Here is a 16701-nt window from a genome sequence, read left to right as displayed (position 1 = left end):
CCAGCCCGACCCCCGACAGGCGCTCCACATACCGGCCCAGTCGGGGCGGCGTCCTAGACCAGCATCCGGTAGATCGCCGTGTCGGGCTCCAGCACCTCGACGTTGAGCGGCGATTCCTCCATGCGCGTCCACAACTCGGCAAAGCTCGTGGGATCGCCGAGCTCGATGCCGACCAGCGCCGGCCCGGTGTCGCGGTTGGAGTGCTTGGTGTAGTCGAAGACGATGATGTCGTCGTCGGGGCCGAGCACCTCGTTGAGGAAGCGACGCAGCGCGCCGGGCTCCTGGGGGAAGTTGACCAGGAAGTAGCGGCGGCGTCCCTCGTGCACGCCGGAGCGTTCCACCACTTCGGCGTAGCGCGAGACGTCGTTGTTGCCGCCGCTGACGATGATGGCGATCTCCTGGCTGGGGTCGATGCCCAGCGTGGTGTCCATCGGGTGCACGCTCAGCGCGGAGGCGGCCAGCGCCCCGGCGGGTTCGGCGATGATGCCGTCCACCTGGTACATCGACAGCATCTCGGTGCACACCTGGCCCTCGGGGATCGCGATGAGGTCGGGGGCGAGTTGGCGGGCGATCTTGAAGGTGAAGTCGCCCACGCGTGCCACGGCGGCGCCGTCGACGAAGCTGTCGATGTGGTCCAGGCGAACGGGGCGGCCGGCGTCCATGGCGGCGGCCAGGCCGGCGGCACCGGCTGGCTCCACGGCGATGATGCGGGTCTCGGGGTGGTTCTCGCGCATCCATGCGCCGCAGCCGGACAGCAGGCCTCCCCCGCCGACCGGCACCACGAGCACGTCGGGGGCATGGCCGAGCTGCTCCACCAGTTCACGGGCGACGGTGCCCTGACCCGACGCGATCAGTGGGTCGTCGAAGGCGGGCACCATGGTGGCGCCGGTGCGGTCGGCCTCAACCTGCGCGGCGCGGGCGGCGTCGTCGTAGGTGTCGCCGCCCACCACGAGGCGCACATGGTCGCCGCCGAAGAAGCGGATGCGGTCGCGCTTCTGGCGCGGGGTGGTGGAGGGCACGTGCACGGTGCCGGTGATGCCCAGCCGTGCGCAGGCCCAGGCCACGCCTTGGCCGTGGTTGCCGGCGGAGGCACAGATCACGCCGGCGCGCTTCTCGTCGTCGGACAGCTTGCTGATGAAGGTGTAGGCGCCGCGCAACTTATAGCTGCGCACCGGTTGCAGGTCTTCGCGCTTGAGCCAGACGCGACAGCCCGAGGTCGAGGAAATGCGTTCGTTGTATTGCAGCGGGGTGACTCTGGCGACGCCGGCAAGGCCCTCGGCGGCCTGGTCGACGAGATGGGCGAGCGTGGATACCTCGGTAGTGGTCACCCACTTATCGTGCAGGACGCGGCGGGGGTTGGGCTGTCCATCGCTGGTGAACGGCGCGGGTGGTGGGCGTCGCGGGGAACCTGTTAACCTTGCCCGCGGAGGATTCGCCTAGAGGCCTATGGCGCTCGCTTGGAAAGCGGGTTGGGTTCACGCCCTCACGAGTTCGAATCTCGTATCCTCCGCCATCGCTCGTCGACCGTCGTGTCGCGGGCCTGTTGGGTCAGCTGGCTGGTGCCGGCTGGCCCTTTTTTGCGTCTGGGGACGTGGACGTCAGCTCTGACCCTCAATCACCTGCGACACCTCACACCCCTCGGTTCCCTACTGACGTCAATACAGAGGAATGTGAACGAAGGGGGGGATGATGTGTGTATGGTGACTGCTGACGGGGAACCGTCATCCAGAACCAGCCCGTCGAACCCGTCAGGACCACCCCAACCACAGCAACCGCCAAGAACTGTCAGTGGTCACCGCCATACTCACGATCAAGAAGCACCGCTGCCTCCCACCCAACCACTCAAGGAGAACACAATGACCGATCTCACCTACTCCGACCTCGAAGCGGCCTGCCACGCCGGCGGAGCCAGCGTCCTGTCGTCGGTGACGGAACTCGCCCCCGCAGCCGGACCGCAGGCAGGCATCGCCCCCGCCCGCTATGTGCAGGGACGCGACGGGACCTATGCCTACGAGACCCGCTTCATCGGCGGCGAGCCCAGCAGCGTGGTCGTCGTCGACAGCAAGGCGAGCCAGCTCAACCGCGTGGAGGATGCCATCTCCCTGGCCATCGAGGAAGGTGACCCATCGCTGACCCGGATGCCGTCGATCCGGGTTGACTACGAAACCCTGAGCGCCACCGATTACCAGTTGCCCCACCGCTTCAGCGACGGCCACATCCGCTTCGGCACAATCGACGGCGAGGTGACCACCAAGTACCCGGCATATGTGGCCGCCCGCAATGCCTCCCCGGCCAACGCGCGCGCACTGCTCGAGTTGAGCCCCGTGAGCTTGGCATTCGGCGCGTGGGATTCGACCCGCAAGGCGCATCAGGCCCGCTTCCGCTCATGCCTGGTCGGCGAGATCATCGGCCAGCTGGCTGACCAGACCGAGGCCGGGCGAAAGCCTCCGCGGCGCGGCTCTGCCCGCAAGGACGACATCGCCCCGAGTGTGCAGCTCAACGAGAAGGACATGCTCACCCTGCTCGCCACGCAGGAAGACGAGATGTCGCCGACCACCGTGGACAAGATCACGAAGGACGCCAAGAAGGCCAAGAACAAGCCGACGTCGGCTTCGGTCCTCGGGCTCGGAGCGATCCCCCCGAGCCTCGATGGCCTCGGCTTCGTCTCGTGCAGGCGCATCATCCGCTCCCATGTGTTGTCGTTCAGCGCCCTGCGCCAGCTGCGTTTCGGCGCCGACAATGCGGGCAATGTCGCCTGCCGCGCACTCCTGGCGGCCCTGTCGCTGCATGGCCTCGCCCTGTCTGACCAGGAGCTCGAACTGCGCGCCAATTGCGATCTGGTGGAAGCCGGCGACCCGGTGGTCACGCTCGATGGCCGACGTGGCACCCACACGGAACTCGAGCCACTGGTGCCCGAGGTCACCGGGCCCATCCTGGCCACTGCCATCGAACGCGCCGTCGCCACGGCCGGGATCCGCTGGGACGGGCAGGTGCTCGAGGTCACCGGCAACCCGATCATCCTTGCCGGTGCCACGGCCGATGCGGATGAGGACTGACATGTCGCCACTCACTATCCGAGCGGTATTTCCGCTGGGGGTGTTCCAGGGCCACCGCGCCGACGGGTCGCCCGACCGGCTACCCGACACCGCCAGGCTCTTCTCCGCCCTGGTCAATGCTGCCGGGCAGGGATCCGAGGCCATCGCGGTCAAGGGTCGCCTCGAGCCGTCATCGGAATCGACCGCCGCGTTGAGCTGGCTGGAGAAACACCCGCCGACGATGATCCGCATCCCCAACCACGTTCCCGTGTCACCAGACCGGCGTCCGGATGCGTATCGAAAGACCGGCACGGTACAGGGCCCCAAGAAGTCACCCGCAATGCGAATCGGCGCCCGCCAGATCAGCACCGGAACCGCCATCGACGATTGCGTCGGATGGTTCTGGGCCGATGCACCCTCCGAGGTGCAGGAGACCGTGGGACGGCTGTGCGCCGACGTCTCCTGCCTCGGCGAGGATGACAGCCCAGTGATCCTCACGCTGGATCAGTTCGTGCCCACCCACGAGTTGGTGGCCTCCACCCAGCAGCTCCGCCCCATCGGACTGGCGGTCCGCACCCCCGGCCCGGGCCGGCTCGACGAGCTCATCCGGGCACATCATGAGGCCTTCCCGCCGAAGATGCCGAGTGCCGCCCAGGATTCTCCGAGCTTCTCCGAGATGCCACGCGGGTCCCGCGTGCCGACCGAGGGGCTGCGTGTGCTGCGCTACAAGTCGCCAACCCCTCCTCCGGCTGATTCCCCGTGGCCCCTTGCCATGTTGTTACCGTTGTCGGCGCACATCGCCCTTGAGGACGGCCTCACGTGGTGCGTCGCCATGCACCGGATGCTGATTTCCCGGCTCGGCGACGGCGCACCGGCCATCGTCACCGGCCATTACGCCAGGGGCGCGTCGCAGCCCGCGAATCGCGTGGCCGTCCAGTACCTGCCGCCGACGCTGTTGTCGCATCGTGCAGAATCCGGAGACTTTCCCCACGGCGCTATCGCATTGTTGCTGCCGGCCTCGATCGCCGCCGAGGACCGCGGTGAGATCGTCCGGGCACTCAACAGCCCCCGATTGGGCCTGTGGTCAAGCGCCGGCCGCGTCACCCTCGGCACCCCGCTGCGGATCGACGCGTCGCAGTTCTGGCCCACGCCCCAACCCGGGTGGCGTCGTCAATGGCGCACCCTGGACGGGATGGTTCCGGAGACCCGGCGCCAACCCCGTCACGAGCTGCTGGGCGCCTGGGGATTCCCCCAGTCGGCGCTGCTTTCCGTCGGCCATGTGTTCCGCGAGGAACTGGCCCTCACCAGGGCGAACACCTACTGGGAGACCGTCTCGGTCGTGACTGACCGCGGCGTCCAGATCCTGGGAACCCATCTGATTCCCGATTCTGAGGTCTCCCGCTATGTGCACAAGGTGCCGCGCTCAATCGGTGTCGTCCAGCCCTATTCGGCGCAGCTCGACCTCGCCGACCTGGTCAACGATCGTGCCCTTCTCGCTCTGGGACAGGCACGTCACCTTGGTGGTGGCCTGCTCGTCCCCATGGATTCACCGGAGGTTTCATGACCATCACGCTTGATGATTTCGCAACGTTCTTCCGTGCCGTCAATGCGGGCCACGACCCCTTCCCGTGGCAGACGGCGCTGCTGACGGGTATCGCTGGATCCGCGCGGTGGCCCAGCGCCATCACGGCCCCCACCGGAAGTGGCAAGAGCGCGGTCGTGGAAGTGCATGTCTTCCTGAACGCCCTGTACAGCGCCGGCTCCGGGCCCCGCGTGCCCCGCCGGTTGTCCACCGTGGTCGCCAGGCGCGCACTGGTCGACTCACAGGCCGACCGCGCGCAGCGGGTCGCCGACTGGCTCGACGAGGGCGACTCCCCCCTGGCTCGCGAGATGAGTGCGCTCCTCCAGCGCCTCAGCGCCGCCGATGACACCCCGCCCCTGGTGATCGGGCACCTGCGTGGCGGCATCTCGCTGCGGTCCACGTGGATCGACGATCCGTCGGCCTGCGCGGTGATCAGCGCAACGCCCGACATGTGGGGAAGCCGTCTGCTCCTGCGGGGGTACGGCTCATCCATGGCGGCTCGTCCCCGGGAAGGTGGCTTGCTGGGCCTCGACAATGCGGTGGTGATCGACGAGGCCCACCTGAGCCGCCAGCTGGTGGGAACCGCACGCTGGGTCAGCCAGCACAACGCCGATGTCGCCGAGCGGCTGGGGGTGCCGGGGCTGCAGGTGGTGGAATCGTCCGCCACCACGCGTTCCGCATCGCCTGATGGTATCGGTATCGGGCCGGACGACCTCGCCGATCCGACCCTTCGTCCGCGCCTCACCCTGCCCAAGCCGGTCACCGTCGTGGAATCGGCGGCCTGGAGTGGCAAGAAGGCCACTGACCAGTACATTTCAACCCTGGTCGACCAGGTACAGGACATGGCACGAACCGCCGACGATGGCACGATCGGATGCATCGTCAACCGGGTGGATACTGCGCTGCGCGTGGCTGAGCGCCTTGGCGACGACTGCCCGTGCTGGGTCGGCCCCACGCGCCCCCTGGACCTGGCGCAGCTCAAGCGCAGTTACCCAGCGCTGTTGGGCCTCGACACCGCTCCTCGGCAGGCAATGCCGAGGTTCCTGGTGGCCACCCAGACCGTCGAGGTGGGGGTCGACCTAGACCTCAGCGGTCTGGTCACCGAGCTCGCGCCCGCCGACAGCCTCACCCAGCGCTTCGGACGTGTCAACCGCCGCGGGCTCCGGGACAGCGGCCCCCTGACGGTGGTCGCCCCGCCGCAGGACAAGCTCGCCGAGCAATTGCCGTATTCGCTCGACGACCTTGCCGATGCTCTGCAGTGGCTCGGCGGCCTGCCTGACACCGAGGGCGCAAGTCCGCAGGCCGTGGCAGATCACCCGCCGAAGGCGCGCACCCCGGAACGCGCGATCGTCAAGCTTCCCCATGTGGGCGACGTGATGCGCTGGGACGCCACCGCCGACCTCATGTGGGCCGATGAGGACCTGGAGCTGTGGGTGCGCGATTCGTTGGAACCCGACGATGCGCAGGTGGGCATCGTCGTGCGCCAGCCGCTCCCTGATGAGGACGCGGAGGTCATTCCCCTGCTGGCGGCCACCCCTGTGGACCAGGCAGAGGTCTTCCCGGCGGGCATCGCTGTCGCAAGGGCAGTGGTGGACCGCATCCTCGAGGGCCGGGGTGATCACGCACGCGCCTTCCTGTCGCGTGCCGACGAGATCACGCCGTTGGGTGCCGACGATGCCTCGGCCATCCGTCCGGGCGACGTGGTGATCGTGGACGCAGGACATGCCCTGACGCGTCACGGCGTGGTGGTCAGCGATGCGAATCGGGCCGAGAGCCTCGAGACGCGGTGGGGAACCCCGGACGTGGCCGTCATCCAGAAGGATTCGGCCGATTCGCAGTGGCTTTCGGCGCTTGCGGACCTGACCGCGGAGGACGCTCAGACCGAATACAGCGATCTCGGCGGCGAGGGCCTCCTCACCCTGGGACCCCCGAACGCGCTCGGTGAACTCCCCTGGATCGTCGTGACTTCGCAGAAGACCGCCGAGGAGGACGAGGAACTTCGCCAGGAATGGTCGGCTTCCGATCAGCCGGTGCTCCTCACCGCTCACCAGTCCAATGTGGCCGGACGGGCTCGCCGATTGGGTGAGCGCGTCGCGCTCGATCCGGAGTTGACGGCGGCACTCGAGCTGGCGGGCGCGCACCATGACGACGGCAAGGCCGATCCACGCTTCCAACACTTACGGCTGAGCAACTATTCGTCCCTGGTGCTGGCCAAGAGCGAGCATCGAAGCAGTCAAGCGGTCGTGCGCCGCCAATTCGCGGGGGGGGAGCTGCCCCGGGGTTGGCGCCATGAGCTGAGGTCCGTGGCGGTCTCGTGGGCAGAGGTCTCGCTGGCGCCCCATGGCCCCTTGGTGGCACGGCTGATCGGCACGAGCCATGGCCGGGGAAGGATCCTGCCGCAACCCGATGCGGCGAGCCTTGCCACCCCCAGCGATCCGGCCGAAGTGAACGAGCGCGTCGCGGCCCTGTTCGGGTCCGGCGAGTGGCCGGAGCTTATGGCCGCCACGAGCACTACCTATGGCGTGTGGGGTTGCGCCTATCTGGAGGCGCTCCTGCGCGCCGCCGACTGCCAGGTCTCCAAGGAGGGATCATGAAATTCGAAATCACCGGCACATTGGACACGGCGATCACCCACTTCGCGCTCGTCGGTCTCGCGAACATCCTCCAGGAGGCGGGTGCCCACCGGGTACGACTGTGGTGGCAGGACGGGGCAGTGGCTCGCCCAACACTGCAGTGGGAGGGCCCTGATGCTGGTGAGGCCGTGCTGGCACACGCCCGACGCCATGCCGACCCAGCGTGCTGGCTGCAGGCCCGACGTCCGGCGCCCGAAGACGGCCATGCGTTGTTCAGTCCCCGACTCAAGCCCCCCACCGACGACGAAGGGTGGTTCGAGCTCGAGGAACTGCGGGAACACTTCCTGGACGCCGGGCTCACGCGGCTGGATCAGCGGATGATTGTCAATCTCGGCGAGCCGGGATATTGGGTGCGCCAAGACGGTCAGCCGCGGCCCGACCATGCTGCGTCGCGCTGGGAGATGAAGACCCGCAACCGCGGTGAAGAGTTCATCGGACAGCGGTTGGCGCCCCTGGCCCGCGAGGTGTCCACCTGGACGGCGGGCAAGGTGCTCGATGGGCTTGGGGGCCGCGCGGTGAACGATGTGGTGGGCAAGAACAAACCCGATTCGCGAACCCCTACCGGGCTCAGCTCACCGGGACCCACGGACAATGCGTTGGCCTGGTGCTCCTTATGGGGTATCAGCGCGTTCACGCTGGTGCCCAAGAGCATCGGGGTGAGTGCCACGGCGGGTGCGGTGCCGCCCGCGCGATCGTATCCGCGGCTGCTGGTGGTCCCGGTGGTTGCCGATCCGATCTCGCCGGTGCTGTGGACGGCCCTGGCACGTAGTCGGGAGCTGTTGTCAGCCTTCTCGGATGATCCCGTCCGGTCCGTGGACGCCAGACAGCTCTTGGTGAGACGCGGGGTGATCGGCGCGTGCAGCTTTCCACTGGACAAGTCCGACAACGACAGCGCCCCCGAACGCACGCTGCTCCGGGGCACCCTGCATCCCTTTCAGGAGGACGCTGATGTCTGGTGATGACAAGCTGCCGATCAGCCTGGTGGCCCACACCGTGTTCTGTCCGCGGCGGGCTTGGTTGGAGGCCCAGGGCGAGCAGGCCGATAGCTATGCAATGACGGCCGGCACGCTCGCACACCGGCGCGTGGACCAGCCTGCTGAGTCACGGCCCGAGGTGCGGCGCGCAGTGTCGGTGCACAGTGAATCGCTGGGCATCACGGGCCGCTGTGACGTGGTGGAAGTCTCGTCCGATGGCCTGTCGGTGGTCGAATACAAGTCCACCCCGGTGCGCAGGAAAGCAGAGATCACCCCTGCCCAGGCCGTGCAGGTCGGGTTGCAGTCCATGTGCCTGGAGGAGATGGGTCATCACGTCACGAGCGGGGTGGTGCACTTTGTGAATCATCACAAGGATGTTCCGGTTCCCCTGGGTGCTGAGGCCCGCGAGGCGTGCCGCGATTGGGTGACAGAAACACGCAAGGTGGTGGAGGCAGACTCTGCGCCCCCGCCGCTGCTCGACGACAGCCGCTGCAATGGGTGCTCACACGCCACGATTTGCTTGCCTGACGAGCAGGTCCACAACGGAGGGGAGCTCAAGCGCCGCATCTCGGTGGCCGATCCCCACGGGGAGATTCTGCACGCCGTCACACCCGGCGCGAGGCTATCGATGCGCGACCGGCAGATACGCATCACACGCCAGGGTGAGCAACTCGCCGCCGTTCCACTCGAACGTGTGCAGGGGCTTGTGCTCCACGGCAATGTGGATGTTTCTGGCGCGCTCATTCGGGAGATTCTGTGGCGTCGATTGACGATCGTCTGGTGCAGCGGGCGCGGCCGCGTGGTGGGCTGGGCCACCGGAGCTGCGGCCCCCAATGGGCAGGCGCGGATGCATCAGCAGGCCCTCTCGGAGGTGGGCTGTCTGCCGGTCGCGCGGGCCATTGTGCGCGCGAAGTTGATCAACCAAGCGACCCTCCTGCGCAGGAACGCCGCGGCAGCCACCGCTCCCCAGGAGATCCGCGAGCTCAGTCGGGTAGCCATGAGGGTCGAGAGCCTGCCTGAACTCTTCGCCGTCGAAGGACGGGCGGCGAAGGCGTACTTTTCTGAGTTCCCGTTGATACTCAAGTCGGACTCGGCGCAGGACTTCCTCGACGAATGGCCCGGCCGGCATGGTCGGGGCGCGATCGACCCGCTCAATGCTGCGCTGAATTACGCCTATGGAATGCTGCTCGCAGACTGTGTTCGTGCGATCGCTGCATGTGGTTTGGACCCGCATGGCGGGTTTCTGCACTCGCCCAGCCGGAACAAGCCTGCATTGGCCTTGGACCTCATGGAGGAGTTCCGCGCACCTGTGGCGGATTCCGCGGTGATCACCTGCATCAATAACCAGACGCTCACCGCGGATATGTTCTCCCACACTCTGGGGGACGTCCGCCTCACCCGGGCAGGGATCGCCGCACTCACCTCGGCATACGAACGCCGGGTGACAACCGACATCAAGCATCCAACGTTCGGCTACCCGGCCACCTGGCGAAGGACGATGGAGATCCAGGCACGCTTGTTATTGGGATTCATTGACGGCACGCGATCTGAGTATATAGGAATGACGGTCAGATGAGCCGACGAGATTCCCATTGCTTTCTGATCGCCTACGACGTGCCCGATGACCGTCGTCGCACCAGGTTGGCCACGGTACTGAAGGGCTACGGGGAGCGTGTGCAGTACAGCGTATTCATGGTTGATTGTCCGCCGTCACACCTGCTGGTGCTACGCCACGATCTCACCGACGCGATGGATATTGATGAGGACTCGGTGGTGATCTGCGACCTGGGCATGTCCACGTCGGCAGACGCCCAACGCATCACCTGGTTGGGCGGTCAGAGGTACCAGAGCGGCGGACGCAGCATCATCATCTGACGACCAGCGGCTCTGCGGCCCGGTTGTCACGCGGAGCCGCTCGCGTGATGTTTCCCCTTGTCACAAGCAGATTGCGCTGAAGGGGTCATCAATCCTCCACGCGCGAGCCATCCTTCTTCAGCACCGCTCGCAGGCGGCCGGTATAATGCCTAGTGGGAGCCCTGTTCCCACGCCCGCCATTGCCCCTCCTTCTGGAGGGGCCCTTCATTGAGGCTGAAGCTACGACTAGTATGGGAACGCCTCTGGTCCTCAAATTGCCCCTCCTTCTGGAGGGGCCCTTCATTGAGGCCAATGCCAAGTGCCAGGACGCACGAGTAACGCAACCATTGCCCCTCCTTCTGGAGGGGCCCTTCATTGAGGCTTTTCGATAAGACCTTCGATGTAATGATCGAACTGATTGCCCCTCCTTCTGGAGGGGCCCTTCATTGAGGCATGTATTCCGTGGCGAACTGGGTGTCATAGATGCGGATTGCCCCTCCTTCTGGAGGGGCCCTTCATTGAGGCCGGAACATCGAGCGGCATCCCAGGCGACACCCCGATTGCCCCTCCTTCTGGAGGGGCCCTTCATTGAGGCGGATGGGCATCATGAGTCGCCGGTCTACCATGTGGATCATTGCCCCTCCTTCTGGAGGGGCCCTTCATTGAGGCTCTGAGGGCGGCATGCGACTCTCTATGGCTTCAGATTATTGCCCCTCCTTCTGGAGGGGCCCTTCATTGAGGCGCGTCGGTCAAGTCGCTGACCACCACGCTGGCCCACAATTGCCCCTCCTTCTGGAGGGGCCCTTCATTGAGGCAATGAAGACGACGAGTCATCATCTGCGCCCCTGAGACATTGCCCCTCCTTCTGGAGGGGCCCTTCATTGAGGCAAGTCATGGACGGCCTACGTGTCGGAGGTGATGGGATTGCCCCTCCTTCTGGAGGGGCCCTTCATTGAGGCGACGATGCCGCCACAGATCGTGATCGTCTGGCTAGAATTGCCCCTCCTTCTGGAGGGGCCCTTCATTGAGGCTCACCGAAGCTCGCCTGATACTCGAAGCCCTCGCGGCCGATTGCCCCTCCTTCTGGAGGGGCCCTTCATTGAGGCCCGTCACCGTGCTCCTCGATGTGTCGCCACACGGTTCATTGCCCCTCCTTCTGGAGGGGCCCTTCATTGAGGCAACTCCAGGTCTCGCTCGAGCATTGTTCGTTCCATCATTGCCCCTCCTTCTGGAGGGGCCCTTCATTGAGGCAACTGGGTGGCGACGAAGTTCGGTGCCGACGAGGTCAAATTGCCCCTCCTTCTGGAGGGGCCCTTCATTGAGGCTTGCTGATCAACCCGAGCTTCGAGAAGGTCCTCATATTGCCCCTCCTTCTGGAGGGGCCCTTCATTGAGGCCGGGACGTCATGGTGGCGTTCGCCTGGATAGCTTGCGAATTGCCCCTCCTTCTGGAGGGGCCCTTCATTGAGGCGGCCATAGTATTCGCGATGTCAAGGGGGAAGCTCCACCAATTGCCCCTCCTTCTGGAGGGGCCCTTCATTGAGGCCATTCATCGAACTGCGTGAAAGGGGAGAAAGGATTATTGCCCCTCCTTCTGGAGGGGCCCTTCATTGAGGCATTCAGTTTTTTGATGAAAGGGGGTGAGCAAAATATTGCCCCTCCTTCTGGAGGGGCCCTTCATTGAGGCCCAAGGCATCCTTCGCATAGGTGCCACAGCCAGAATTGCCCCTCCTTCTGGAGGGGCCCTTCATTGAGGCGCGAAGTCGCGTTATGGCGCTGAGGGCATGTTCGGTATTGCCCCTCCTTCTGGAGGGGCCCTTCATTGAGGCGGCTATCAGAGCGCCTACAACACGCTCACAGGAAACCAATTGCCCCTCCTTCTGGAGGGGCCCTTCATTGAGGCGCAGCGTCCCGAGCAGCGACCTGCGCGGCGACCCGAGATTGCCGGCTCTTCACGAACGAGGGTGTAGCGCGGGTCTGAATCCGCCGGCTTCGAGCAGCGACCGAGCGATGTAGTGGCTGAGGTTGCGGAAGCCGAGGGCCGTGCCGCGGAGGTGTTCGAGTCGGCCGTTGATCGCTTCGGTGGGGCCGTTGCTGGTGCCGGGGCGGTCGAAGTAGCCGAGCACGTCCGAAGCGCGCTGTGTGAGGGTGCGGGCGAGTTTGCGGATCTCGACGAGCTGCTCCGGGACGCTGGCGCTGATCTTGTCGATCGTGTGCGCGAGGAAGAATCTGCCCAGGCCGCGGTCCTTGTCCCGGTAGGCGGTGATCATGTCTTGGTAGATGCCCCACGTCGCTTCGACCTCGACGTGCCTGTCGTCGGCGAACAGGGCATCTAGCCGCGCCTGCTGCTTGTCGGTGAGCAGACCGGCACCGGTGAGCAGGGTCCGTCTGGCCTGGTAGAGCGGATCGCCCTTCATGCCCCGCCGGCCGAAGACGTCGTGCTGTACCCGGCGTCGGCAGTTCTCCAGCGCGTCACCGGCGAGCCGGATCACGTGGAACGGATCCATGACCGGGGCCGCGTCGGGCAGTTCTTCGGCGGCGGCGGTCTTGAACCCGGTGAATCCGTCCATGGCGACGACCTCGATCCCCTCTCGCCAGGGCTTCGGTCTGGCGGCGAGCCAGGTCTTGAACACGGCTTTCGAGCGTCCGGCGACCATGTCCAGCAGCCGTGCCGGGCCGGTCTTGTCGCGCACCGGGGTCAGGTCGATGATCACGGTCACGTACGTGTCGCCGTGGCGGGTGTGTCGCCACACGTGCTCGTCGACGCCGATCGTGGTCACGCCCTCGAACCGCGCCGGGTCATCGATCAGCCGCCGGCGGCCCTCGGCGAGGATCGCGTCGTTCGCGGCGGACCAGGACACCCCCAGCCCTGCCGCGACACGCGTGACCGAGAGATGATCGAGGACCAAGCCCGCCAGCCCCCACGCCAACCCACCGCGGGAGATCTTCGCCCGTACCGGCGCGGCGGCCGTGGTGTCCTGCCGCCAGACCCGCCCACACCCGCAGCATTTGTAGCGCCGGACCCGGATCAGCAGGGTCGTGGGCCGATGCCCGAACGGCTCATGCGCGAGCCGACGGATCACCGTGTCGCGCGGGGCGCCCTCGCATCCACACTCGCGGCACCACCGGTCCGGCTCCACGACACGGCACTCGATCACCGCCCGATCCGGGTCCAGACGCTGCCCGACAGCCTCCAGGCCGAGCTCGTCGAGACCGCAGAACGTGGTCAGGCAAGGTGTAGTGAAAGTAGGGTGTGACACGTCGAGGTCTTCCGGCAGATGGCGAGTGTGAGAACTTCCATCCTCAGGGAGACCTCGACCCCTACCCGGCCACCGACACGCTCAACCCGCTACACCCTCGTTCGTGAAGAGCCAGATTGCCCCTCCTTCTGGAGGGGCCCTTCATTGAGGCGGGGTCCACATGGCACCTACAGGCTCCACGAGCAGGAGATTGCCCCTCCTCCTGGAGGGGCCCTTCATTGAGGCACCGTCCGCTAATTCCTGAACGGAAAAGCCGTAATCATTGCCCCTCCTTCTGGAGGGGCCCTTCATTGAGGCGTCGATGTGATCGGGCGGACCATCTCCAACCATCCCATTGCCCCTCCTTCTGGAGGGGCCCTTCATTGAGGCGGGTAGGCATTGATGCTCACCCTCGCGTAAACCCATTGCCCCTCCTTCTGGAGGGGCCCTTCATTGAGGCTGGCCGTTCGAGTCCTTCGACAGACGGATCGACTGATTGCCCCTCCTTCTGGAGGGGCCCTTCATTGAGGCCCGAGCGTCGCGGTCGCGGCATGAACCGCACCTATTATTGCCCCTCCTTCTGGAGGGGCCCTTCATTGAGGCTTTAAGTCTGTTCGCCCGGACGGCACAGACTTCTGATTGCCCCTCCTTCTGGAGGGGCCCTTCATTGAGGCAGAAGTCGGATATACACTAAAGTTTTAGGGAGAAACAAATTGCCCCTCCTTCTGGAGGGGCCCTTCATTGAGGCACGTCGGGCGGCAGGGTCTCCTTGGCCTTGGTGGCGGAGAATTGCCCCTCCTTCTGGAGGGGCCCTTCATTGAGGCAGGCAAGACCACCGGGAGTGACTGCCATTGCACAGCAAATTGCCCCTCCTTCTGGAGGGGCCCTTCATTGAGGCGCAAAACGACCAAAAGAGACAAGCTCTGAGCAAGCAATTGCCCCTCCTTCTGGAGGGGCCCTTCATTGAGGCGCAAAACGACCAAAAGAGACAAGCTCTGAGCAAGCAATTGCCCCTCCTTCTGGAGGGGCCCTTCATTGAGGCTCTTGTCTGGCGGCACCTCGCAGCGCCTCCAGATTGCCCCTCCTTCTGGAGGGGCCCTTCATTGAGGCCCGATGCCTGGCTGGAAAAGGGATGGCGGACGCCTCCTATTGCCCCTCCTTCTGGAGGGGCCCTTCATTGAGGCGGTCTCCACATGAACACAATCCAGTCAGAGCTCACCATTGCCCCTCCTTCTGGAGGGGCCCTTCATTGAGGCTTCGTCAAGGAGCTCAAGGCGTCGGGCCGGTCGTTGAAATTGCCCCTCCTTCTGGAGGGGCCCTTCATTGAGGCGACCACAATATCGTTGGCGCCGGCTGGGCGTCGCACAATTGCCCCTCCTTCTGGAGGGGCCCTTCATTGAGGCTAGCTATTTGCACCCTTCCCGCTCACCTGGCGAATATTGCCCCTCCTTCTGGAGGGGCCCTTCATTGAGGCCTATTCTCGCGCCGTCACCGACTCACCCTTCGTGGCATTGCCCCTCCTTCTGGAGGGGCCCTTCATTGAGGCACCCGCGTCACCCTGCTCGAAGACCCCGACGAACCGGACCATTGCCCCTCCTTCTGGAGGGGCCCTTCATTGAGGCCTGTCGACATCGACGGTGGAAACCGACTGCACAGGATTGCCCCTCCTTCTGGAGGGGCCCTTCATTGAGGCCGGTAAGGTCCACTGGCTTCCTGCTGAAGGGGTGATATTGCCCCTTCTTCTGGAGGGGCCCTTCATTGAGGCCCTACCAGCTCACTTGACAGACTTGATTACAAGGTGATTGCCCCTCCTTCTGGAGGGGCCCTTCATTGAGGCGTGCGCATCAGATCACACGCCAGCAGTGCCGAGGGCATTGCCCCTCCTTCTGGAGGGGCCCTTCATTGAGGCTTCGCGTCGGCGACCAGCGATCTGGCTGGTCCGGATTGCCCCTCCTTCTGGAGGGGCCCTTCATTGAGGCTTACCGGTCTTACCCTCTAGCGCCGTGGACGACCATACCATTGCCCCTCCTTCTGGAGGGGCCCTTCATTGAGGCACCCACTCGTTGTAAAATCCACCGACCTCGGCGGAGATTGCCCCTCCTTCTGGAGGGGCCCTTCATTGAGGCGGCGCCGCTCTGAACGCCGCTCGGGACGCTGCTCGGGATTGCCCCTCCTTCTGGAGGGGCCCTTCATTGAGGCCGCAGGGGTGGCTCTCGTTAAAGGCTTTTCGCGACTCAAATTGCCCCTCCTTCTGGAGGGGCCCTTCATTGAGGCACTCCTTGTTGTTGGCAGTTCGTTTGGTTGGCCCTCGCATTGCCCCTCCTTCTGGAGGGGCCCTTCATTGAGGCAAGTGGCCGGCGGGCAGGGTCCAGGCGGGCAGGTCCAATTGCCCCTCTCTCTGGAGGGGCCCTTCATTGAGGCGGCGGCCGTTCCGATTGGTTTCCGCCGTTCGATAAGATTGCCCCTCCTTCTGGAGGGGCCCTTCATTGAGGCACTGTGTACCACAAGGACAAATCAAGAAGGGCCCCACATTGCCCCTCCTTCTGGAGGGGCCCTTCATTGAGGCTCGATCTCACCCTTGCTCATCGTCAAACCGTAGGATTGCCCCTCCTTCTGGAGGGGCCCTTCATTGAGGCATCTTTGGGGGTATCCCGGAGACTGCCAAGCAGACGATATTGCCCCTCCTTCTGGAGGGGCCCTTCATTGAGGCTCCGTCAGGTGCTTGAGGGTATGGGGCTGACGTTCTATTGCCCCTCCTTCTGGAGGGGCCCTTCATTGAGGCGGCACCGGGCTCGACGTGGACCAGATGATCGCAAATTGCCCCTCCTTCTGGAGGGGCCCTTCATTGAGGCCGTCACCCTCAATCGTGGACAGAGTCGTCTTGCCCAATTGCCCCTCCTTCTGGAGGGGCCCTTCATTGAGGCCGCACCAAGGCCCCGGCTCGGCGAGGGACGGTTGCCGTATTGCCTCTCCTTCTGGAGGGGCCCTTCATTGAGGCGTCATGGTGTGCGCACAGAAACCTAGAGTTCGGGCGGATTGCCCCTCCTTCTGGAGGGGCCCTTCATTGAGGAGCGAAAGAGCGATCATTCCGGGTATGGATCAAACCATTGCCCCTCCTTCTGGAGAGGCCCTTCATTGAGGCTTGCGCCAGCTCTCGGAGACGATGGCGCCTTGACGTGGCGTTGCCCCTCTCCCCGGGCGAAGCCCTCCACCCGTTCAACGTCCCGAAACTCACGGAACTCCCGCCGGCGCCGAGAGCTAGACTCGCCATGAGAAGGTGGGAGGTAGGGCAGACGCCCAGCTGACCCACCTTCCCTTTTTCGCACCCCCGGTGGCGCCAAGAGCCACCGATTCCGTCCAACCGCCCACCCTCTCGTCCACCCGC

Annotated in this window: 8 protein-coding genes, 1 tRNA gene and 2 CRISPR repeat arrays; of the genes, 7 read left to right on the top strand and 2 right to left on the bottom strand. The window is 65.2% G+C overall.

Annotated elements, in window-relative coordinates:
• Positions 1 to 53: 53 nt before the first annotated feature.
• Entirely contained in the window at positions 54 to 1328 is a 1275-nt protein-coding gene (gene ilvA / locus RM25_RS01705; RefSeq protein WP_055345783.1) for a threonine ammonia-lyase IlvA, read from the bottom strand.
• A 97-nt stretch (positions 1329 to 1425) separates the two neighbouring features.
• On the opposite strand from ilvA, the gene RM25_RS01700 reads away from it, so the two are divergent.
• The 7 genes from RM25_RS01700 to cas2 all read left to right on the top strand — a co-directional run bounded on the left by RM25_RS01700 (position 1426) and on the right by cas2 (position 10099).
• Positions 1426 to 1513, top strand: a tRNA-Ser gene (locus tag RM25_RS01700).
• A 343-nt stretch (positions 1514 to 1856) separates the two neighbouring features.
• A complete protein-coding gene (gene cas7g, locus RM25_RS01695; protein WP_044635953.1) occupies positions 1857 to 3056 on the top strand; it encodes a type I-G CRISPR-associated RAMP protein Csb1/Cas7g in 1200 nt (399 codons plus the stop codon).
• Position 3057: 1 nt separating this feature from the next.
• Complete coding sequence (csb2, locus tag RM25_RS01690; RefSeq protein ID WP_044635952.1) at positions 3058 to 4599, top strand: type I-G CRISPR-associated protein Csb2; 1542 nt, start codon at positions 3058 to 3060, stop codon at positions 4597 to 4599.
• The gene (cas3g, locus tag RM25_RS01685; protein WP_013160299.1) at positions 4596 to 7211 is read left to right on the top strand and encodes a type I-G CRISPR-associated helicase/endonuclease Cas3g; all 2616 of its coding nucleotides are present in this window, start codon (positions 4596 to 4598) and stop codon (positions 7209 to 7211) included. Before csb2 ends, cas3g begins: the two co-directional genes overlap by 4 nt.
• A complete protein-coding gene (locus RM25_RS01680; protein ID WP_044635951.1) occupies positions 7208 to 8209 on the top strand; it encodes a hypothetical protein in 1002 nt (333 codons plus the stop codon). The genes cas3g and RM25_RS01680 overlap by 4 nt, the downstream gene beginning before the upstream one ends.
• Positions 8199 to 9800: a CRISPR-associated endonuclease Cas4/Cas1 gene (locus tag RM25_RS01675; protein WP_013160297.1), complete on the top strand. Its 1602-nt coding sequence runs from the start codon at positions 8199 to 8201 to the stop codon at positions 9798 to 9800. The genes RM25_RS01680 and RM25_RS01675 overlap by 11 nt, the downstream gene beginning before the upstream one ends.
• Positions 9797 to 10099, top strand: a complete 303-nt coding sequence (gene cas2 / locus RM25_RS01670) for a CRISPR-associated endonuclease Cas2 (protein WP_013160296.1) — start codon at positions 9797 to 9799, stop codon at positions 10097 to 10099. Before RM25_RS01675 ends, cas2 begins: the two co-directional genes overlap by 4 nt.
• Positions 10100 to 10277: 178 nt before the next feature.
• Positions 10278 to 11980: direct repeats of the CRISPR family, unit length 36 nt; unit sequence ATTGCCCCTCCTTCTGGAGGGGCCCTTCATTGAGGC.
• Positions 11981 to 12029: 49 nt separating this feature from the next.
• Here cas2 and RM25_RS01665 read toward each other — a convergent pair.
• Positions 12030 to 13337 carry an ISL3-like element ISPfr1 family transposase gene (locus RM25_RS01665; RefSeq protein ID WP_044635864.1) on the bottom strand — a complete coding sequence of 436 codons (1308 nt, stop codon included), beginning with the start codon at positions 13335 to 13337 and terminating at the stop codon, positions 12030 to 12032.
• A gap of 115 nt (positions 13338 to 13452) precedes the next feature.
• A CRISPR array of direct repeats spans positions 13453 to 16458; the repeat unit is 36 nt; unit sequence ATTGCCCCTCCTTCTGGAGGGGCCCTTCATTGAGGC.
• Between the last annotated feature and the right edge of the window lie 243 nt (positions 16459 to 16701).

The organism is Propionibacterium freudenreichii subsp. freudenreichii (assembly GCF_000940845.1).
Lineage (GTDB): Bacteria > Actinomycetota > Actinomycetes > Propionibacteriales > Propionibacteriaceae > Propionibacterium > Propionibacterium freudenreichii.
Note: the sequence above shows the minus strand (reverse complement) of the source record. Positions and strands in the feature narration are given on the sequence as shown.